We start from the raw sequence: 18,899 nt of genomic DNA on the forward strand, positions 1-18,899 counted from the left end.
CCGCGCCGCCGGGGCCCCTCCCAACGACGCCGTCGTGCGTACCGGAGGGCGCCGCGACGGCGCGTTCCACTGGCCGACCGCGCTCACGAACGTGCCGGCCGACGCGAAGGTGATGACCGAGGAGGTCTTCGGCCCGGTGCTCGTGGTCGAGCCGTTCGACACGGTGCACGAGGCCGTCGTCCGCGCCAACGACACCCCCTACGGCCTCCAGGCGGGTGTCTTCACCACGGCGCTGGAGAGCGCCCTGGACATCGCGGAACAGCTGCGGGTGGGCGCAGTGATGATCAACGACAGCAGCGACTTCCGGATCGACGCCATGCCCTTCGGCGGGCCCAAGCGATCGGGCGTCGGCCGTGAGGGCGTGCGCTACCCAGTGGAGGCCCCGACCGAGCCCAAGATCGTCGCCGTACGCCGCGGCGCGTGACCGCTCACGAACCGCCCGGCCTCAATCGTGGGACGGGGCTCCGGTGATCATGTGATCGGCGTGGTTGACGGCCTCGACGACCAGGCGGCGCAGATGGCCGTCGTGGAGGGAGTAGACCGAGCGGCGCCCCTCCTTGCGCACCTCGACCAGCCCGGCCAGCCTCAGCTTGGCCAGATGCTGGCTCACCGCCGGGCGGGCCGCTCCGCTGGCCGAGGTCAGGGTGTTCACATCGGCCTCCCCCCGGGCGAGGGACCACACCAGATGCAACCGGGTCGGATCGGAGAGCAGCGAGAAGACATTGGCGGCCGCGGAGAACTGCGCCGCACCGCTGGGATGGGTATGCGCTGTCGCCGCAGTCGCGGATTCTTCACTCACCGGCATGCACCCATCGTAGAGCGCGCCCCTGATGCGGCGGCCATGATGTCCCGCCCATGGCGGCGCCCAAAAGATATACATGTGCATTCATAAGCACATAGTCGTAGCCGAGAACCGCACGCCGTCCAACGCCCTCGTCAGCCCGGCCGCCCTTCGACCAGCCGGGTGAGTCCGCCCGCCGGGCCCGTATGTGAGCCAAGGCTGCGCGGTACGACAATAATATGTCCACACATCCTGACCCGAATTCGCACACGGAGGCCGCCGGCCGCGAGTCCCTGGCGGATCGCAAGGGCTACAACGACCGCTTCCTGGGGCCGGCCGTACCGCTGCCCGCACCCGCCGATTCGGGCATCAAAACCGTGATCCTCCCCTACACCAACTTCAGCGTCGTCTTCCGTCCGGACCGGCGGCTGGCCGCCGCAACAGCCGTCACGATCGACGGCGCGAACCTCGTCGATGTGCCACGCACCGACGACTGGCGCTTCGACCCCCGCCTCCCCGAAGCCCAGCAGACCGGCGACCCCGTCTACCAGGACAACCCCCTCGACAAAGGCCACCTGGTCCGCAGGCTCGACCCGGTATGGGGCCTGCAAGCCTCCACGGCCGACCAGGACACGTTCCACTACACGAACGCCGCGCCCCAGATGAACGTCTTCAACCAGGGCAAGCAGCTGTGGCAGGGCCTGGAGAACTTCCTGCTCGAACACGCCGAAAACTTCGCCCGCAAGCTGACGGTCTTCACCGGGCCCGTGCTCGAGGACTCCGATCCGCCCTACCGGGGCATCCAGGTGCCGCTCCGGTTCTGGAAAGTCGCGGCGTTCATGCAGGACGGGGACCTGGCGGCCAGCGCCTACGTGCTCGACCAGAGCCCCGACCTCACCAAGGCCGCCGCGGCCGAGGCCATGGCGGAAGCCGCGCGAGTAGGAGACCCTCCCCCGCTCGGCGCCTTCCGCACCTTCCAGGTGCCCGTCCTGGACATCGCCCGGATCACCGGCCTGAACCTGGGCCCGCTGCCGGCCGCCGACCGGCTCCCCATCGGAGTGCGCACAGCACGGCCCTGGACCCTCCTGGAGTCCTACGACGACATCGCCATGGACGAATCATGAGCCCGGGAAAGGCGCCCTGTTCACAGCACCGCGGCCAGCGAGTCCAGTGACGCGAGGCAGTCGGTGCCCACCGGGGTGAGGACGGCGCTGCCGACGCCCGCGGCGAAGAGGTCCGTCAGCCGGGACCGTGCCTGGTGCGGCGTGCCCGCCACGGCGAGCTGACGTACCCACTCCTCCGGCAGGGACCGGGCGAACTCCCGCGGGCTGTCGCAGCGCGAGCGCAGGGAGACGAGGTCGTCGTGGAAGGGCAGTGGGGTGATGTGGGGGCGCCAGTCGGGCTCGCCGACCACCGCGAGGGCGGGGCGGACGGCCTCGTATGCGGCGGCGGGATCCTCGTCGACCGACGCGACGTTGTAGGCGACCATGCGGTGCGGACGGTCGGGGGCGATGTGCGTGAGGGCCTGTCGTACGTAGGCGGGCGTCACCGGTTCCGCGAGCAGGGTGCCGTCGGCCACCTCGCCGGACACGGCCAGCGACCGCGGGCCGCGCACGCCCGCCAGGACGGCGGGGACCTGCGCCGGGAGGGCGCTCGCGTCCAGTCGCAGCCCGTCGACGCGGACGTAACGCCCGTCGTGATGGACGAGTTCACCGCTCAGCAGGCGCTTCAGCACGGTGATGTATTCGCTCAGGAGGGTGAGGGGGCTCGCCGGCCACACACCGAGGTCACGCATCCAGGACGGCATGCCGTGCCCGACGGAGATGTCGATGCGGCCGGGGTGCAGCTGGGCGAGGGTGGCGATCTCCATGGCGGCGAACGCCACGTTACGGGCGGCGGCAGGCAGCAGCCCGACGCCGACGCGGATCCTGGTCGTGGCGCCGAGGACGGTCGCCGCCTGGGCCAGTCCTCCCCGGTAGCCGAGGTCTTCGACGACCCACAGTTCGCCGAAGCCGTGCGTCTCCGCGCGCTGGGCGAAGGCGACGATGTCGCCCGCCGGGATGTCGCGGGGCATGAGGACGCCGATCGTGCCGTCCTGTGTCGTCATGGTGCTCCCTCGTTCGTCGGGTAGCCGACGGTTGCGCCGGCCGGTCTCGCATGGTCCCTACCCGTCAAGGGCTGCTCGGGTACGGATCGTCGGGCAGGCATTCGCGGGCTCCGCGGGAGCGCACGCGAATGCCTGCCGGAAGGTGTGCGAGTGAGTGTTCGCCGTCAGCCGGCTCCTCGCGATCGCCGGTGTCGCGGGTGATCGCGAGGACCGGTCACGCGACGAGGCGCAGCCAGGCCGCCGCGAGTGCGGCGTGGCCGGCCGGCGTCGGGTGTACGCCGTCCGCGGCCCAGTACTCCGGCCCGGTCGTCGCGGCGAGTTCGGCGAACATGCCGTCGGCGGCGAGCAGTTGCGCGCCGTACGTGCGGGCGAGCTTGCGCACGGCCTGGATCTTCGGGTCCAGGTCGATGCGCCATTCGTCTCGCTCCATCTCTCCGATGAGCGCGGCATCGGCCTCGATGACGCCGTGGATCGGCTCAGGAACGGCTCGATGGGGATCAGCCGCGTGCCCGCCTCGGCGAGGGGCGCGAGCAGACGGTCATAACGCGCTTCGAACTCCTCCACGGGGATCACGTACCCCTGCGGGTCCAGCGTGTGCCAGCCCATGTCGTTGACCCCGACGAGGATCGACACCACGTCCGGGCGCGCGTCGAGTACGTCCGTCTGCCATCGCGCTTCGAGATCCCTCACCTTGTGGCCCCCGATCCGAATCGCCGGTGCACATCACGGTGCTTCCCGGCCGGAGAGTGATCGTCATGTGTGCTCCTTGAACTCCGGTGAGGAGAGGAAAGGAAAGGGGACGAGACCGGTCTGGCTTTCCGGGCCACCGAACCAATGACCGGCGGCCCGCTCGAACGCCTCACGATCGGGGGTGCGCTCGCCTGCCCAGGCGACCACGCCGTCGGGTCGGACGAGCACGGCGCCCAACCCGAGGTCGTTCCTCGCCGGACCCGCCGCATACCGCATCCGACTCCCCCAGCCCCTCGCGGAACCGCGCAGGCATCCGTCGGTGCTGAAATCGAGCGCGACGCCCCGTCCGTCCCGCATCAGGTCGCCGAGGCGAGTGCCGTTTTCGAGGCGAAAGTCCGGGGCGTTGCGGCCGACCAGTGGGTGCTCGCCGCCGAGGTCGTAACGGATCGACGATCCCGAGATCCTCTCGAACACGTAGGTCGAGCCGTCACGGGTCCCGATCAGGTCGCGAAACACTCCTTGGACCGCCTGGCCATGCGGGTCCGGCCGCATGGCCGCCACTTGGGCGCGCGACCAGTCGAGCACCGCCGCGCCGGCCGGACGGCGCTCGCGGGTGTAGGTGTCGAGCAGCCCGTCCGGCGCGTGCCCGTGCACGGTCGCCGCGAGCTTCCAGCCCAGGTTCATGGCGTCGCCGATGCCGGTGTTGAGCCCCTGCCCGCCAACGGGCGAGTGGATGTGAGCGGCGTCGCCCGCGAGCAGGACGCGTCCCCGCCGGTAGGTCGTCGTCTGCATCGCCCGATCGGTGAAGCTCGAGGCGAGACGCACCTCGCTCAGCGTCACGTCGGTGCCGGACACCCGGCGCAGAACCGCCTGGAGATGTCGCGCGTCGGCAGCTGCGAGCGATCGAACGCGCCGCCGTCGAAGTCCATCATGCTGATGTGCCCTTCGGAGGGCTGGAGGTACATGCCTGTCGGCGTCAGGTTGAACCCGAGGCGCAGCTTCTCGGCATCGGCGACGGTGGCGTGCATGGTGTAGCCGGTGAACTGCGGCCCGGTGCCGACGAATTCGAAGCCCGCGAGGCCACGCACCGCGCTGCGTCCGCCGTCGCAGCCGACGACCCAGCGCGCCGGATACTCGTCCTCGCCGGCGTGCGCGACCACGCTCTCCTCGTGCTGGGCGATGGCTGAGACCGTGACGCCGTGCCTGATGTCCACGCCGAGCCGGGATGCCCGCTCGGACAGCAGCGTCTCGACCGCTTCGAGGTAGGTCAGCACGCCCTCCATCGCCGGGCCGGGAAGCCGGTACGGCAGGGCGGCGACGTCGACCTGTGCCGGATCGAGCATCATGCCCGCGAAATGGCCCACGCCACGAAGGCGTGACGGCTCGTGCGCGTCGGCGTCCGCGCCGGGATCGCCGTCGACGCCCGATGCCGTCAGCAACTGGTGCAGCATCCCACGGCGGTGGAACGCCTCGACCGATGCGGCGGACAGGCCCCGCATCCCGAGCGGCTTCGCCTTGAACGGGGAGCGGAGCTCCGGCTCCCGCTCGAGCACCAAGACGGAGCAGCCCGCAAGGCCGAGTTCGCAAGCGAGTAACAGACCGACCGGGCCGGCGCCCACGATCACTACATCATGCACAAGAGATCCCCTTCGCAAACCCACAGCCGGATGCGCACCCGGCAGGACCTCTCGAAAGGTGTCAGACCCCGCCAACATCGGACCGACAGTCCCCGATACGGCACCGACACCGGACTGACAGCCCCGACATGCCGCCGACACCACCACGATCGCCGGACACCCGCACCCGGCCACTAAGGGTGTTCGCCGAACGCGGTGACCAGGCTGTGGGGTGCGTTGTCGCCGAACATGACCTCGTAGAGGTCATCACCTTCGGTGGCGGCTTCGGCGCTGCGGGGGAACATGGCCTGCTCGTACTCGGCGAGCGCGGTCTCGATGTCATCGGGGTGCGCCGCGAGGGCCTTGCCGAGTTCGGCGCCGTCGTACATGGCCAGGTTGGCGCCCTCGCCATTGGGGGCCGAGACGTGGGCGGCGTCGCCGAGCAGGGTCACCCCCGGTACCCGATCCCACCGGTGCCCGACCGGCAGGGCGTTGAGGAGGCGCAGGACCGGCGCGGTGTCGCCGTCGGTGATCAGCGCGGTGAGTTCCGGTGCCCAGCCGTCGAACTCGGCCGCGATCCGTGCGGTGGCCGCGGTGGAATCGGTGAAGTCGATGGCAGCGAACCACTCCTGGGACCGGTCGAGCATCACGTAGGTGTGCAGGGTGCCGCCGCGCTCCCGGTGACCCAGGAATCCCTTTCCCGGCGCGAGCGCGAACAGCGACCCGCCGCCGGCCGCTTTCGCACTGGCCGGGTGCCGGGTGTCGGCGTCGAACAGGTAGGTCTCGACGAACGACATGCCGGTGTACTCAGGCGTGGCGGCGGAGAGCAGCGGCCGGACCCGTGACCACGCGCCGTCCGCGCCGATCAGCAGACTCGTGGCGACGCTGCTGCCGTCGGCGAAGGTCACCTCGTGGCGGCCCTCGCCGAGGGAACGGGTGATGCTGACCTTGTGTCCCCACCGAACGGTGCCGACGGGGAGCGAGTCGAGCAGGATCTGTCGCAGCTCGCCGCGCTGCACCTCGGGGCGTCCGCCCGTGCCGTCGTCGGGTGTGTCGACCAGGACGGTCCCGTCCCGGTCGAGAATGCGCATGGACTGGCGGCCGTCCAGAATGAGGCCACGGAACTCGTCCATCAGGCCGGCCGCCTCGAGGGCGAGCTGCCCGTTGTAGTCGTGGATGTCGAGCATGCCGCCCTGCGCACGCGCCGTCGGTGAGGCCTCCGCCTCGTAGACCGTGGCCGGGATGCCGTGGACGTGGAGGACGCGGGCGAGCGTGAGGCCGCCGAGTCCGGCGCCGATGATCGCGACCGGAGTGGTCATGGTGATTCCTTCCTGGTGCGCTGATGGCAGGCGCCAACCAGCTCCAAGGTCCCGGCAGCCATCGACAGATCACCGATGGATCGCCGCCCGCCGCCGACAGCCCACCGACACCGACCTCGGTAGCCGGGGGGCAGGTAGTTCACGTACACGTCCCGGCCGCCGCCGCCCATTCCGACGCCGATTGAGCCTCCGAAGGCGTATGCGAACAGCAGAAGCATCAGGATCGGCATCATGGCGCTGCCGAACCCCACGGCCGGATAGCGGATCGCGTGCTTCAGGTTGCGCCGTAGCATGATCCTCGAGTCGTGCACGGCGTAGGCGAGGGTGCTCATCGCAGGGTCTCCTTGACGTGAAGCGGGGCGGCGTCGTTGCTGTCGCCGGTCAGGGCGAGGAACACGTCGTCGAGGTCGGGGGTGTGCACGGAGAAGTCGGCGGCCCGGATACCGGCGGCGTCGAGCCGGTCGAACAGGGCGCGCAGCGCGTCGAGGCCGCCGTCGCCCGCCACGCGCAGGGCGAGGTTCTCCTCGTCGCGGGTCGCGCCGGAGAAGGCCGCGGCCGCGCGCTCGTACGCGTCGGGCTCGGTGAACCGCAGCCGTACGTGGCTGCCGGGGATCTGCGCCTTGAGCTCGTCGGCGGTGCCCTCTGCGACGATCCGGCCGCCGTCGAGCACGGCGATCCGGTCGGCCAGCTGGTCGGCCTCTTCGAGGTATTGGGTGGTGAGGAAGACGGTGGTGCCGCTGGCAACCAGCGAGCGCACGGTCTCCCACATGGTGCGACGGCTGCGCGGGTCGAGCCCGGTCGTCGGCTCGTCCAGGAAGATCACCTGGGGGTCTCCGACCAGCGTCATGGCGAGGTCGAGCCTGCGCCGCATACCGCCGGAGAAGGTCGCGGCCCGGTTGCCCGCGACGTCCGCGATGTCGAACCGCTCGAGCAGTGCCGTGGCGCGCTTCTTGCCCTCGCGCTTGCCGAGGCGCAGCAGGTCGGCCATGAGAAGCAGGTTCTCCTCGGCGTTCAGCAGGTCGTCGAGCGCGGCGAACTGCCCGGTGACGCCGATCGCGGCGCGCACCCCGTCCGGTGACGTGGCGACGTCGTGGCCCGCGACCTGGGCCTGCCCGCCGTCGGCGGCGATGAGCGTGGAGAGGATCTCCACGGTGGTGGTCTTGCCGGCGCCGTTGGGCCCGAGCAGCGCGAACACGGACCCGGCCGGGATGCGCAGATCGATGCCGTCGAGCACGGTCTTGTCGCCGTACGACTTGCGCAGACCGATTGCGGAGACGGCGGCGGGCGACCGTGACCCGCCGGGGCTTTGGATGTGGGCATGACAGATGCCCTGGAGCCCTCCCCTATGAAGGCTGAGGTGATCAGTGGAGTGTGGGTGAGCCGACGGGGTGGCGCTCAGGGCCGGGCGCGGCGCACGTCGATGGTGCCCCAGCGGGTCCGGGCGCGGATCGTGACGCTGTCCTCGGTCTCCCCCGGCGCCTCGGAGGAGGCGAGCGTGTTGCGCACCTGCCCTCGCTCGGAACTGGCGTCGAGCCAGGCGGCGGTGCCCTCGCGGACGCCGACCTCGATGCCGCCGTAGCCGGTCTCCAACTGGACGGTGCCGCAGGAGACTTCGCCGACGCGAAGGGTGCCGTGGGCGGTGGTGGCGGTGACCGAGCCCTCGGCACGCTCGATGTCGATGCCGCCGTGGGCTCCGCTCACCCGCAGGTCACCGGTCACGGTGCCGACGGTCGTGGTGCCGTGCGAGTTCTTCAGTACGGCGGGGCCGTCGACGATGCCGACGCGCAGGCTGCCGGTGCTGGTGGTGATCTCGGACGTGCCCTCGATCCGGTCGACGGCGATCGAGCTGTGGGAGACGGTCATCTGGAGCGGCCCTGTCGTGTCGAGGCGGACATCGCCGCCCGAGGTCTTCACGCTGACCTCACCGAGCCGGCCCTCGCCGAGCACCGGGGTCCAGGAGCCGGTCACGTCGAGGCGCGAGCCCGTGGGCAGGTCCACCGTCACGTCGACGGCGCCGGAGGGCCCGATGAGGCGGCGCTCCTTCGTCCTGACGGTCAGCACGCCGCCCGCGTACGTGACCTCGGTCTGCTCGGCGGCCCGCACGTCCTTGTCCCGCTTCGAGCTGCTGGGCCGCACCTCGACGACGGTGTCGAGGCGGTCGCTCGCGGTGATCCGGAGGGACCCGGCGCCGATGTGCGCGTTGACCGCGATCGGTTCGGGAGTGTCGAAAGAAGGCATGGCTGTACCGTCCTCATGGGTCCTTGGGGCGTCCCCGCTGGTGGGACGCGGTGTGGGTGAGGTGCCTTTCGGGGGCGGGCGCGGTCAGCGCACCCAGCCCGTGAAGCTCTGTCCGACGGTGCGGGTCTTCTCCGCCGTACGCGGCCGTGCGCCGCCGTCGACCGCGGCCGACACGGCCCGCACCAGCCACGCGTTGACCGACAGGCCCTCGCGGCTCGCGGCCTCCTCGGCGCGCGCCTTGAGGTGGGCCGGAAGACGCAGGTTCACGCGGGCGGTGCCGCCCTCGTCGCCGTCGGCGGCTGCCTGCGCCTGGTGCGGTTCGACGGGCGCGGCGGCCGCTTCCATGGGGCCGCTGTCGGCGGGTGGCAGCGTCACCACGAAGTCGGGGTCGAGCCCGCGCAGCCGTACGTCGACCGAGCCGGGGGCGAGCTCGCGGGTGATCTCGTCCATCGCGGCGGAGAGCACATTGAGCATGGTCAGCCGGGTCGCCGACTCCAGCGGAGCGGTGAGCCGATCGGCCAGCTCGCGGGCTTCTTCCCCGCCAGCCTCGGCGGCCACCGCGAGTTCACGGCGGAGGATGTCGACATACGGGGCGAGGTCCATGACGCCATGATGGCACCATCGTGGCGCCATAGGCAAGTCCGGGTGACACCATGCACGCTCACACACCTTGAGGAACGCGGAATGGCACCGGATGGCACCGCGTGGCGCCATCCGGCACCATGTGGCACCACAAGGGAGACCCGCCTCCGACTGGAGCATTCCGTGGCCGACCCCGGATTCAGGGGGTGCTTGGCACACTATTTGCTGTGCCGGGGTGGCGGCCGGGGCGGGGCGCGTGGAACCCCGCCCGGCTCCTGCGTTGCGTTTCGGCTCAGCGGTGGCCCGTACGTACGGCACCCGCGCTCGCCGTGACCACCATCGCGATCGCGGCGCACTGCGGCAGCGACAGCCCCTGGTCCAGCACCAGGTAGCCCGCCGCAGCGGCGGCGGCCGGGGCCAGGCTCGTCAGGACCGCGAAGGTCGCCGCGGGCAGCCGGCGCAGGGCGAGCAGTTCCAGGGTGTAGGGCACGCCCGAGCTCATCACCGCGATCGCCAGGCCCAGGCCGAGCGCCGCCGGTTCCAGCAGCGCCCCGCCCGATGCCGCGACGCCCAACGGCAGGCTGAGCAGCGCGGCGACCGTCATCGCGATCGCCAGGCCGTCCAGGCGCGGGAAACGGGCGCCGGCGCGGGCGTTGAGGACGATGTACGCGGCCCACATCACCCCTGCGCCGAGCGCGAAGGCCACGCCCGAGGCGTTGAGCTGTCCGAAGCCGCCGTACCCCAGCAAGTACACCCCGGCCAGGGCGAGACCCGCCCACAGCAGGCTGACGGCGCGGCGCGAGGCGACGACCGACAGCAGCAGCGGTCCGAGCACTTCGATGGTGACCGTCGCGCCCAGGGGGATACGGTCGATCGCCTGGTAGAAGAGGATGTTCATCCCGCCGAGCGCGAGCCCGAACCCGCAGCCCACCGCCCAGTCGGTGCGCGTGTGGCCGCGCAGCTGGGGCCGGGTGACGACCAGGAGCAGCAACGCGGCGATCGTGATCCGCAGCGCGACCGTGCCGAGCGCCCCGGCCCGCGGGAACAGCAGCGCGGCGACCGCCGATCCGAACTGCACGGACACGGTGCCGGCCAGCACCAGGCCGACGCCGCCGAGCGTGCCGCGGCCGTGGGCGTGGCGCAGGAGGACAGGAGCGGTCGTCGTCTCTGAGGAGCTGTGCACCGGGGATGTCATGGCCCTCACGCTAGGAACCCGGCACACGCCGTGTGAAATGCGGATTTCCCCGCGGTTATGCTTCTCGGACATGACCATCGAGCTGCGGCACCTGCGCGCCTTCCTCGCCATCGCCGAGGAGGGCAACGTCACGCGTGCCGCCGCCCGCCTCCATCTGAGCCAGCCCGCGCTCTCCCGCACGCTGCGCCAGGTCGAGGATCACTTCGGCGCCCGCCTCGTGGACCGCTCGACCCATCACCTGGAACTGACCGCGGAGGGCCGTACGTTCCGCGACAAGGCCCGCGCCGCACTGGCCGCCGTCGAGACCGCCCTCGACCCCCGGGGCCTGCGGAGCCGGCCGCTACGGCTGGGCCACCCCTGGGCGGCGCTCGGCGACCACACCGTCCCGCTGCTGCGCCGCTGGGACGAGACGCACCCCGGCACTCCGCTGGAGCTGCTCCGCATCGACGACCGTACGGCGGGCCTCACCCAGGGGAAGGTCGACGCGGCCCTGCTGCGCGGCGAGGTCACCGCGGCCGGGCTCCGCACGGAGCTGCTGATGTCGGAGGAGCGGGTGGTGGTCATGCCGGCGGACAGCCCGCTGGCGGCCCTCCCCCGGGTCACCCTGGCGGACCTCGCCGCCCATCCGATCGCCGTCAACACCGTCTCCGGCACCACGACGATGGACCTGTGGCCGCCGACGGCCCGGCCCGTCGCGACGATCGAGGTGACCAACACCGACGAGTGGCTCATCGCCATCGCGGCGGGCCGCGCCGTGGGCATCTCCACGTCGGCCACGCCGAGCCACCACACCCACCCGAAGCTGGTCTTCCGCCCGCTCATGGACGCGCCGGCCATTCCCGTCGCCCTCGCCTGGCGCGAGGGTCTTGGGCACCCGGCCATCCCGAACCTGGTGGCACTCGCCCACCAGGTCATCGGTCGGCGGAGCTGAAACCACCGGTTCGGACGATCCCCCGCGTCGCCCGAACCGGCGGCGGTAACAAGCCATCCTCAGTGATCGTCGGACAGCGTCCTGCCACCTGAGTATATTGGCTCGCAGCCAGCCAACGCAGGAGTTAACAGGATGTCCCCCCGCAGCCCGTCGGTCAATGAGGAGTTGCGCCGCCGTTCCCAGGCCCGCCTGTTGCAGGCGACGGTCGAACTGGTCGGTGAGCGCGGCTACGAGGCGACGACGCTCGCCGACATCGCCGACCGGGCGGGGGCCGCACGCGGGCTGGTCTCGTACTACTTCCCGGGCAAGCGCCAGCTGTTGCAGACCGCCGTGCACCGGCTGATGCACGTGGAGCTGGCCAGGGCCCTGGAGCGCGAGCCGCGCCCGGAGGGTGCGGACGCCGGCCGCGAGCTGCTGGCGCGCGCGATCGACGCGATCCTGGGGCTCGCCGGGGACCAACCACGGCTGATGCGTACGCACATGGCGGGGATCCTCATGGCGGAGGGGTTCATCCAGTGCCCGGAGCAGCAGCGGCTGGCCGCCCTGCTGCGCGACACGGTGACCCGCTACGGCTCCCGGGACCCGGAGGCCGACTACCGGCTGCTGCGCGCGCTGTTGATGGGCGCGGTGGTGGCGGTGCTGCTGCCGGGGGCGCCGATGGAGCCGGAGCGGCTGCGGGCGGAACTGTTCCAGCGGTACGGGCTGGACTGGGAGTTGGGTGTCCCGCCGGGCGGGGAGCCGCCCGGCGGGAGCGGTCAGCGGTAGTCCGGCTGCGTCTGCACGTTCAGCTCGGGCAGCCGTACCGACCGGGCGCTGTCCGTGCGCCGGTCGTCGATCTTCAGGACGTCGAAGCCCTTGGCTATGTCGTTCGAGTAGATGTAGCCGTTGTAGTAGTACGCGGACCAGGCGCCGCCGGTGACCAGCGTGTCGGACGAGAGCGGGCCGCGTTCGAAGTAGCCGATCTCCCGGGGGTGGTCGGAGTCGGTGAAGTCCCAGACGGACACGCCGCCCTGGTACCACGCCTGGACCATGATGTCGCGGCCCTTGGCGGGGATCAGCGAGCCGTTGTGGGCGACGCAGTTCTCGGTGTCGGCCTGGTGACGCGGGATCTTGTAGTAGCTACGGAATTTCAGCTTCCGCTTGTCGCCCTTGCCGACGATGTCGTAGATCCCGTCGGCGCCGCGCGTCGGGCCGGTCGCGTCGTTGCAGGTCGCGGCCCCGCCGCCGCCCAGCTCATCGGTGAACACGACCTTGTTTCCACGCTCGTTGAAGGTCGCCGAGTGCCAGAAGGAGAAGTTGACGTTGTCCTCGACCCGGTCGATGACCCGTGGCTTCGCGGGGTCGGCGATGTCGAGGAGGATGCCGTCGCCCATGCACGCGCCCGCCGCCAGCTTCAGCTCGGGGAACGTGGTGAGGTCGTGGCAGCCGGTGGTCTTGCTGACGCCCGGGTTGGTCGGGGCGCCGGGGTTGCCGCCGTCCGGGAAGAGGACGGGAAAGTCGATGACCGCGGCCTTCTCGGGCGCCTTGCGGGGCACCTTGATGACGGAGATGCCGTCGTGCGGCGGCTGGCAGTCCGGGAAGGTCTCGCTGGGCGCGTACGAGGAGACGTAGATGTAGACGTTCCGGCGGTCGGGCGCCAGGGTGTGGGTGTGCGAACCGCATGAGGTCTCGACGGCGGCGACGTACCGCGGGTTGCGCTTGTCGCTGATGTCGAAGACCTTCATGCCCTCCCAGGAGGACTTCTCGGTGGCGGGCTGCGTGGTGCTGTTGCAGGAGTTGTCGCTGCGCGAGGAGTCGGTGGACAGGAAGAGCAGGTCCCCGGAGACCGAGACGTCGTTCTGCGAACCGGGGCAGAGCACCTGGCTGACGATCTTCGGGCTCTTCGGCCGGCTGATGTCGTAGACGACGAAGCCGTCGTAGTTGCCCGCGAAGGCGTACTTGCCCTGGAAAGCCAGGTCCGAATTGGTTCCCTTGAGGTCCTGCTTGGGGATGTTGGTGAGGTGACTGACGTTGTCGCTGTGAACGATCTCGTCCACCCCGGGGATCTCGCCGTTCTCGATGGCGGCCCTGGTGCCGGATGCCTGATCGTTCGTCACCCGCTTGCTGTGCGGCGCGTCACCGGGGTCCGGTGTCGCGGCCGCGGGACTCGCCGCCAGCAACGAGGCCACCAGGCCGAAGGCGGCGACGGCCGCACCGAGATATCCGCGCCGCTGCGGGGATCTTTCCCACGGCTTCACTGCGTCCTCCCTTATGCCCCTTGCCCGCTCGGAGTTGAACGGTCCATCGGGACGTGGGCAGTATCGCGCCTCTCATGTACACCACAACAGACGGCACCCATGGTCGTCACCGAATTCCCGACTCTCCCTGGAGGCAATGGTGTTGCACCGGCGTACGAGGCTTCACGCCGCATCCCTCGCGTTCGCGGCGACCGCCGTCGCCGCGGCGCTCGCCCTCACCGGCTGTGAGTCGGAGGACGGCAGGGCCGACACCGGCAAGGGGAAGGACGGGAAGCCCGCGGTGATCGCCCCGGGGCGGCCGGGCGAGGCGGCGAAGAAGCTGTCGGCCGAGGAGGCGGCGAAGGCGGGCGAGGACGACTCCCCGAACGCGGCCGACCGCGCCTATGTCGCCATGATGATCGAGCACCATCGGCAGGCCCTGGTCATGACCCGCCTCGCCCCGGACCGCGCGAGATCGGCCAAGGTCAGACGGATGGCCGAGCGCATCGCGGCGGCGCAGGGGCCGGAGATCGACGCGATGCGGGGCTGGCAGAAGACCACCGGCGGCCCGACGGCCGGCGAGCACCACCATGGCGGGACGGCGGACATGCCCGGCATGGCCACGCCGAAGCAGCTGGACGCGCTGCGCGCCGCCGAGGGCGCGGACTTCGACGCGCTCTTCCTCAAGCTGATGATCGCCCACCACCGGGGCGCGGTCTCCATGGCCACGGACGTGCTCAGCCGCGGCAACAACATCCGGGTGGAGGAGATGGCCACCGATGTGATCGCGCAGCAGAGCAGCGAGATCCAGCGGATGCGGCGGCTGGCGTGAGCGGCTGCTGTGAGCTGCTCGCCTGAGCGGGCCTCGTGAGCGGCTTGCGCCGGCGTCCCACGTACACCAGGAGCCCCTTCCGTCACTCGTCTTCGTCGCCCGGCGCGTAGTGCCGCACGCCGTCGCCCGCCGGGTGCGATGCTGGAGACAGCCTGCGGAAGGAGTTCCTCCGTGCTTCGCGTCGCCGTCGTGGGATCCGGGCCGAGCGGCGTCTACGCCGCCCAGGCCCTCGTCCAGCAGCAGGCCGTGCCCGAGGTGTCGGTGCATGTGCTGGACCGGCTGCCCTGCCCGTACGGGCTCGTGCGCTACGGCGTCGCCCCCGACCACGAGAAGATCAAGTCGCTGCAGAACACCCTGCGCGCGGTCCTAGAGCACCCGCGGGTCAGCTTCCTCGGCAATGTGCACGTGGGTCCCCCGCCGCTGGTGCCCGAGCGGCTGCTCGGGCTCTACCACGCGGTGGTCTACTGCGTCGGCGCGGCGACCGACCGGCGGCTCGGCGTGCCCGGCGAGGAGCTGCCCGGCAGCTTCTCCGCCACCGAGTTCGTCTCCTGGTACAGCGCCCATCCGGACGCCCCGGGCGACGCCTTCGCGCTCGGCGCGCGCTCGGCCGTCGTCGTCGGGGTCGGCAATGTCGCGGTGGACGTGGCGCGCATCCTGGCCCGTGGGGCCGAGGAATTGCGGCCCACCGACGTGCCCCATCTCGCCCTCGGCGCGCTCGCCGACAGCCGGGTCGCCGATGTGCACGTGGTCGGCCGCCGCGGCCCGTCGCAGGCGAAGTTCACCACCAAGGAGCTGCGCGAGCTGGGCTCGCTGACCGGTGCCGATGTGGTCGTACGCCCCGAAGAGCTGGCGCTGGACCCGGCGTACGGCGACCCCTCGGGGCTGCCCGCGGCCAACCGGCGCAATGTCGAGGTGCTGCGCGACTGGGCGCGGCGCGAGCCCATGGGCCGTCCGCGCCGCATCCATCTGCGCTTCTTCCTGCGGCCCGCGGCGCTGCTCGGCGAGGGCGCGGTGCGCGCCGTGCGGTTCGAGCGGACCGCGCCGGACGGCCGGGGTGGGGTGGGCGGCACGGGCGTCTTCGAGGACATCGAGGCGCAGCTGGTGCTGCGGTCGGTGGGCTACCGGGGCGTGCCGCTGCCCGGGCTGCCGTTCGACGAGCGGCGCGGCACCGTGCCGAACGAGGCGGGGCGGGTGCTGCGCGGCGGTGTGCCCGCGCCCGGTGAGTACGTGGCGGGGTGGATCAAGCGCGGGCCGACCGGGGTGATCGGCACCAACCGTCCGTGCGCGAAGGAGACGGTCGCCTCGCTGCTCGCCGACGCGGACGTGCTGGCGGCGCGGCCGGTGGCCGAGGACCCCCTCGCCGCGCTGCGCGCGGCGGGTGTGGAGCCGGTCGAGTGGACCGGCTGGCTGCGGATCGAGGCGGCGGAGGCGACGCTCGGGGAGGCGCTGGGGCGTACGAAGGTGAAGATCCCGGACTGGACGGAACTGCTGGACGCGGCCCGTGCGGAGGACTGACCGGGCTCAGCCCTGGTCGCCCGCCCGGTCTTCCTGGCGGGCGACGGCGGTCAGAACGCTGTCGAGCAGCCCGGGGAACAGCGCGTCGAGGTCCTCGCGGCGCAGCGCGTTCATCTTGGCGGTGCCCCGGTAGATCTGGTGGATCACTCCGCATTCGCGCAGCACCCGGAAGTGGTGGGTGGTGGTCGACTTGCTGACGGGCAGGTCGAACACCGAACAGGACAGGTCGCAGCTCTCGTCGGCCAGGGTGCGCACGACCCGCAGCCGCATGGGGTCGGACAGTGCGTGCAGCACGTCCTCCAGGCGGATCTCCTCGCGCCGCGGATGCTCCAGCGAACGGCCGGTCGCCTGCGCCTGAGGGGTGATCTGCGTCTGCACGACTGCTGCTCCTCGTCGCGTCGTTCCGGGATCCTCATTGTACGAGGACAATCGTAGTTTGACACCCACCGTACTACGACGGCTATCGTACGAGGCATCCATGGTGGAGACATGAGACGGAGCCTGCCGTGAGCGCCCTTTTCACGCCCTTTTCCCTGCGGTCGCTGACCATCCCGAACCGGATCTGGATGGCGCCGATGTGCCAGTACTCCGCCGAGGTCTCGGGACCGGCCGCGGGCGTGCCCGGTGACTGGCACTTCTCGCACTACACCTCGCGGGCCACCGGCGGCGCCGGGCTGATCCTCGTCGAGGCGACCGCGGTCGGCCCCGAGGGCCGGATCAGCCCGGCGGACCTGGGGATCTGGAACGACACCCAGGTCGAGGCGTTCCGGCCGATCACCGCGTTCCTCAAGGAGCGCGGTACGACGCCCGGCATCCAGCTCGCCCATGCCGGGCGCAAGGCATCGACCGACCGGCCGTGGCGGGGCGGCGCGCCGCTCGGGGTCGGCGAGGAGGGCTGGCGGCCGGTGCTCGGGCCCAGCCCGGTGCCGTTCGACGCCGGGCACCCGGTCCCGGAGGAGCTGACCACCGCGCAGATCGAGGAGGTCGTCGGACAGTTCGCGGACGCGGCGCGGCGCGCGCTGGCGGCGGGTTTCGAGGTCGCGGAGATCCACGGCGCCCACGGCTATCTGATCGGCGAGTTCCTCTCCCCGTACAGCAACCACCGCACCGACGAGTACGGCGGATCCTTCGAGAACCGGTCGCGCTTCGCGCTCCGGGTCGTGGACGCGGTGCGTGCGGTGTGGCCGGACGAGCTGCCGCTGTTCTTCCGCGTCTCCGCCACCGACTGGCTCACCGAGACCCGCCGGGACCGGAACGCGGACGCCGACGAGCGGGACGGCTGGACGGCCGACGAGACCGTACGGCTCGCCGCGGCGCTGCGGGCCCGCGGCGTGGACCTGCTGGACGTCTCCAGCGGCGGCAACGCGGCGCGGGTCCCGATCCCGACGGGCCCGGGCTACCAGGTCCCGTTCGCCTCGCGCGTCCGGGCCGAAACCGGGCTGCCGGTCGCCGCGGTCGGACTGATCACCGAGCCGGAGCAGGCCGAGAAGATCGTGGTGACCGAGGAGGCGGACGCGGTGCTGCTCGGCCGCGCGTTGCTGCGCGACCCGTACTGGGCGCGGCGCGCCGCGCGCGAGCTGGGCGCGGACGTGCCGGTTCCGCCCCCGTACTCCTGGGCCTGAGACACCCGCTCCTACCTGCGGGAAGACGCTTCCACGGGCCGTTGTCGGTGGTGGGGTGCAGACTCTGTGATGCCGGACACATCCTTCATCGCATCTCTTTCCCCCTCCCCTCCCGCTACGTCCCAAGGAGTGAGTCCGTCATGGACGATGTTCTGCTCGCCGTCGGCACCCGCAAGGGTCTCTTCCTCGGCCGCCGCCGCTCCGGCCCGGACTGGGATTTCACCGGGCCGCACTTCCCCATGCAGGCGGTGTACTCCGTCGGCATCGACACCCGCCGCTCCGGTGCGCCGCGGCTGCTGGCCGGCGCGGACAGCTCCCACTGGGGCCCGTCGGTCTTCCGCTCCGACGACCTCGGGGAGAGCTGGCACGAGCCCGCCCGGCCCGCGGTGCGGTTCCCGGAGGGGACCGACACCTCGCTGGAGCGGGTGTGGCAGCTGCACCCGGCCGGACCCGCCGCGCCCGGGGTGGTCTACGCGGGCACCCAGCCGGGCGCGCTGTTCCGCTCCGAGGACGGCGGGGAGACGTTCACCTTCGTGCGGAGCCTGTGGGACCACCCGCAGCGGGCCGAGTGGGGCGCGGGGTTCGGCGGCCAGGCGGTGCACACGGTGGTCACCGACCCTCGGGACGCCGACGCGGTGACGGTGGCCGTCTCGTCGGGCGGGGTGTACCGGTCGGCGGACGGCGGGGCGAGCTGGGCGCCGTCGAACAGCGGCCTCAGGGCGGAGTTCCTGCCCGATCAGTATCCGGAGTTCGGGCAGTGCGTGCACAAGATCGCGCAGGACGCGGCCGACCCCGACCGGCTGTATCTGCAGAACCACGGCGGGGTGTACCGCAGCGACGACCGCGGGGCGCACTGGTCGGAGATCGGCCAGGAGCTGCCCGCCGACTTCGGGTTCGCGGTCGCCGCCCATCCGCGGCGCGGCGGAGTCGCCTATCTCTTCCCGGTGTCCGACGGCTCGGACCGCTATCCGCCGGACTACCGCTGCCGGGTGTTCCGCACCCAGGACGCGGGCGCGTCCTGGGAGGAGCGGTCCGCCGGGCTGCCGGGCGAGCCGCACTACGGGGTGGTGCTGCGGGACGCGCTGCGTACGGACGACGCGGACCCGGTCGGGGTGTACTTCGGCAATCGCAACGGGGAGGTGTACGCGAGCGCGGACGAGGGTGAGAGCTGGCAGCAGATCGCCCGGTACCTTCCCGATGTGCTCTGTGTGCGAGCGGCGGTGATCGGTTGAGATCGATGCGGCCGTGACCGGGT

18 protein-coding genes and 3 pseudogenes are annotated in these 18,899 nt (G+C 71.5%); 8 read left to right on the plus strand and 13 right to left on the minus strand.

Features of this window, described 5'->3' with window-relative positions:
- Positions 1-34 precede the first annotated feature (34 nt).
- Positions 35-424 (plus strand): aldehyde dehydrogenase family protein, encoded by a 390-nt coding sequence (locus ACH4SI_RS04275; protein ID WP_398292434.1) that lies wholly within the window; start codon positions 35-37, stop codon positions 422-424.
- 21 nt (positions 425-445) lie between these two features.
- Here ACH4SI_RS04275 and ACH4SI_RS04280 read toward each other — a convergent pair whose 3' ends face one another.
- Entirely contained in the window at positions 446-805 is a 360-nt protein-coding gene (locus ACH4SI_RS04280) for an ArsR/SmtB family transcription factor (protein WP_398292437.1), read from the minus strand.
- Between the two features lie 215 nt (positions 806-1,020).
- On the opposite strand from ACH4SI_RS04280, the gene ACH4SI_RS04285 reads away from it, so the two are divergent.
- A complete protein-coding gene (locus ACH4SI_RS04285; RefSeq protein WP_398292439.1) occupies positions 1,021-1,905 on the plus strand; it encodes a DNA/RNA non-specific endonuclease in 885 nt (294 codons plus the stop codon).
- A gap of 20 nt (positions 1,906-1,925) precedes the next feature.
- On the opposite strand, the gene ACH4SI_RS04290 is transcribed toward ACH4SI_RS04285, so the two are convergent.
- From ACH4SI_RS04290 to ACH4SI_RS04335, 10 genes and pseudogenes are all read right to left on the minus strand, one after another.
- Positions 1,926-2,888 (minus strand): LLM class flavin-dependent oxidoreductase, encoded by a 963-nt coding sequence (locus ACH4SI_RS04290; protein ID WP_398292441.1) that lies wholly within the window; start codon positions 2,886-2,888, stop codon positions 1,926-1,928.
- 214 nt (positions 2,889-3,102) lie between these two features.
- Positions 3,103-3,318 (minus strand): hypothetical protein, encoded by a 216-nt coding sequence (locus ACH4SI_RS04295; protein ID WP_398293971.1) that lies wholly within the window; start codon positions 3,316-3,318, stop codon positions 3,103-3,105.
- Positions 3,319-3,398: 80 nt separating this feature from the next.
- Positions 3,399-3,578, minus strand: a pseudogene (locus ACH4SI_RS04300) (GDSL family lipase); the annotation flags it as partial.
- 63 nt (positions 3,579-3,641) lie between these two features.
- Positions 3,642-5,215 (minus strand): annotated as a pseudogene (locus ACH4SI_RS04305) (FAD-dependent monooxygenase).
- A 173-nt stretch (positions 5,216-5,388) separates the two neighbouring features.
- Positions 5,389-6,513 carry an FAD-dependent oxidoreductase gene (locus ACH4SI_RS04310; protein ID WP_398292444.1) on the minus strand — a complete coding sequence of 375 codons (1,125 nt, stop codon included), beginning with the start codon at positions 6,511-6,513 and terminating at the stop codon, positions 5,389-5,391.
- A complete protein-coding gene (locus ACH4SI_RS04315; protein ID WP_398292446.1) occupies positions 6,510-6,845 on the minus strand; it encodes a hypothetical protein in 336 nt (111 codons plus the stop codon). The genes ACH4SI_RS04310 and ACH4SI_RS04315 overlap by 4 nt, the downstream gene beginning before the upstream one ends.
- Positions 6,842-7,833, minus strand: a pseudogene (locus ACH4SI_RS04320) (ATP-binding cassette domain-containing protein). The gene ACH4SI_RS04315 and the pseudogene ACH4SI_RS04320 overlap by 4 nt, the downstream one beginning before the upstream one ends.
- A gap of 75 nt (positions 7,834-7,908) precedes the next feature.
- Positions 7,909-8,751: a DUF4097 family beta strand repeat-containing protein gene (locus ACH4SI_RS04325; RefSeq protein WP_398292448.1), complete on the minus strand. Its 843-nt coding sequence runs from the start codon at positions 8,749-8,751 to the stop codon at positions 7,909-7,911.
- Positions 8,752-8,835: 84 nt separating this feature from the next.
- Positions 8,836-9,354, minus strand: a complete 519-nt coding sequence (locus tag ACH4SI_RS04330) for a hypothetical protein (RefSeq protein ID WP_398292450.1) — start codon at positions 9,352-9,354, stop codon at positions 8,836-8,838.
- Positions 9,355-9,625: 271 nt separating this feature from the next.
- Positions 9,626-10,528: an EamA family transporter gene (locus ACH4SI_RS04335; protein WP_398292452.1), complete on the minus strand. Its 903-nt coding sequence runs from the start codon at positions 10,526-10,528 to the stop codon at positions 9,626-9,628.
- 70 nt (positions 10,529-10,598) lie between these two features.
- On the opposite strand from ACH4SI_RS04335, the gene ACH4SI_RS04340 reads away from it, so the two are divergent.
- Both ACH4SI_RS04340 and ACH4SI_RS04345 read left to right on the plus strand, forming a co-directional pair.
- Positions 10,599-11,459, plus strand: a complete 861-nt coding sequence (locus ACH4SI_RS04340) for a LysR family transcriptional regulator (RefSeq protein ID WP_398292454.1) — start codon at positions 10,599-10,601, stop codon at positions 11,457-11,459.
- Positions 11,460-11,591: 132 nt separating this feature from the next.
- The gene (locus tag ACH4SI_RS04345) at positions 11,592-12,224 is read left to right on the plus strand and encodes a TetR/AcrR family transcriptional regulator (protein WP_398292456.1); all 633 of its coding nucleotides are present in this window, start codon (positions 11,592-11,594) and stop codon (positions 12,222-12,224) included.
- On the opposite strand, the gene ACH4SI_RS04350 is transcribed toward ACH4SI_RS04345, so the two are convergent.
- On the minus strand, positions 12,215-13,696 hold the full coding sequence (locus tag ACH4SI_RS04350; protein WP_398292458.1) for an LVIVD repeat-containing protein: 1,482 nt from the start codon (positions 13,694-13,696) through the stop codon (positions 12,215-12,217). The two genes, ACH4SI_RS04345 and ACH4SI_RS04350, sit on opposite strands and share 10 nt — an antisense overlap.
- Before the next feature lie 136 nt (positions 13,697-13,832).
- On the opposite strand from ACH4SI_RS04350, the gene ACH4SI_RS04355 reads away from it, so the two are divergent.
- Both ACH4SI_RS04355 and ACH4SI_RS04360 read left to right on the plus strand, forming a co-directional pair.
- Positions 13,833-14,507: a DUF305 domain-containing protein gene (locus ACH4SI_RS04355; protein WP_398292460.1), complete on the plus strand. Its 675-nt coding sequence runs from the start codon at positions 13,833-13,835 to the stop codon at positions 14,505-14,507.
- 171 nt (positions 14,508-14,678) lie between these two features.
- On the plus strand, positions 14,679-16,022 hold the full coding sequence (locus ACH4SI_RS04360; RefSeq protein WP_398292462.1) for an FAD-dependent oxidoreductase: 1,344 nt from the start codon (positions 14,679-14,681) through the stop codon (positions 16,020-16,022).
- Between the two features lie 6 nt (positions 16,023-16,028).
- Here the strand turns inward: ACH4SI_RS04360 and ACH4SI_RS04365 are convergent, their stop codons facing one another.
- Positions 16,029-16,400 carry an ArsR/SmtB family transcription factor gene (locus ACH4SI_RS04365; RefSeq protein WP_398292464.1) on the minus strand — a complete coding sequence of 124 codons (372 nt, stop codon included), beginning with the start codon at positions 16,398-16,400 and terminating at the stop codon, positions 16,029-16,031.
- A 128-nt stretch (positions 16,401-16,528) separates the two neighbouring features.
- Here ACH4SI_RS04365 and ACH4SI_RS04370 point away from each other — a divergent pair, with 128 nt between their 5' ends.
- On the plus strand, positions 16,529-17,644 hold the full coding sequence (locus ACH4SI_RS04370; protein ID WP_398292466.1) for an NADH:flavin oxidoreductase/NADH oxidase: 1,116 nt from the start codon (positions 16,529-16,531) through the stop codon (positions 17,642-17,644).
- Positions 17,645-17,784: 140 nt separating this feature from the next.
- Entirely contained in the window at positions 17,785-18,876 is a 1,092-nt protein-coding gene (locus ACH4SI_RS04375; protein ID WP_398292468.1) for a WD40/YVTN/BNR-like repeat-containing protein, read from the plus strand.
- Positions 18,877-18,899 lie beyond the last annotated feature (23 nt).

The organism is Streptomyces sp. NPDC021212 (genome assembly GCF_044332925.1).
Classification (GTDB): domain Bacteria; phylum Actinomycetota; class Actinomycetes; order Streptomycetales; family Streptomycetaceae; genus Streptomyces.

Bases quoted from the DNA above. Each gene is read 5' to 3' on its own strand.
- ACH4SI_RS04280 (WP_398292437.1), bottom strand. From the start codon at position 805: ATGCCGGTGAGTGAAGAATCCGCGACTGCGGCGACAGCGCATACCCAT.
- ACH4SI_RS04285 (WP_398292439.1), top strand. From the start codon at position 1,021: ATGTCCACACATCCTGACCCGAATTCGCACACGGAGGCCGCCGGCCGC.
- ACH4SI_RS04290 (WP_398292441.1), bottom strand. From the start codon at position 2,888: ATGACGACACAGGACGGCACGATCGGCGTCCTCATGCCCCGCGACATC.
- ACH4SI_RS04295 (WP_398293971.1), bottom strand. From the start codon at position 3,318: ATGGAGCGAGACGAATGGCGCATCGACCTGGACCCGAAGATCCAGGCC.
- ACH4SI_RS04310 (WP_398292444.1), bottom strand. From the start codon at position 6,513: ATGACCACTCCGGTCGCGATCATCGGCGCCGGACTCGGCGGCCTCACG.
- ACH4SI_RS04315 (WP_398292446.1), bottom strand. From the start codon at position 6,845: ATGAGCACCCTCGCCTACGCCGTGCACGACTCGAGGATCATGCTACGG.
- ACH4SI_RS04325 (WP_398292448.1), bottom strand. From the start codon at position 8,751: ATGCCTTCTTTCGACACTCCCGAACCGATCGCGGTCAACGCGCACATC.
- ACH4SI_RS04330 (WP_398292450.1), bottom strand. From the start codon at position 9,354: ATGGACCTCGCCCCGTATGTCGACATCCTCCGCCGTGAACTCGCGGTG.
- ACH4SI_RS04335 (WP_398292452.1), bottom strand. From the start codon at position 10,528: ATGACATCCCCGGTGCACAGCTCCTCAGAGACGACGACCGCTCCTGTC.
- ACH4SI_RS04340 (WP_398292454.1), top strand. From the start codon at position 10,599: ATGACCATCGAGCTGCGGCACCTGCGCGCCTTCCTCGCCATCGCCGAG.
- ACH4SI_RS04345 (WP_398292456.1), top strand. From the start codon at position 11,592: ATGTCCCCCCGCAGCCCGTCGGTCAATGAGGAGTTGCGCCGCCGTTCC.
- ACH4SI_RS04355 (WP_398292460.1), top strand. From the start codon at position 13,833: ATGGTGTTGCACCGGCGTACGAGGCTTCACGCCGCATCCCTCGCGTTC.
- ACH4SI_RS04375 (WP_398292468.1), top strand. From the start codon at position 17,785: ATGGACGATGTTCTGCTCGCCGTCGGCACCCGCAAGGGTCTCTTCCTC.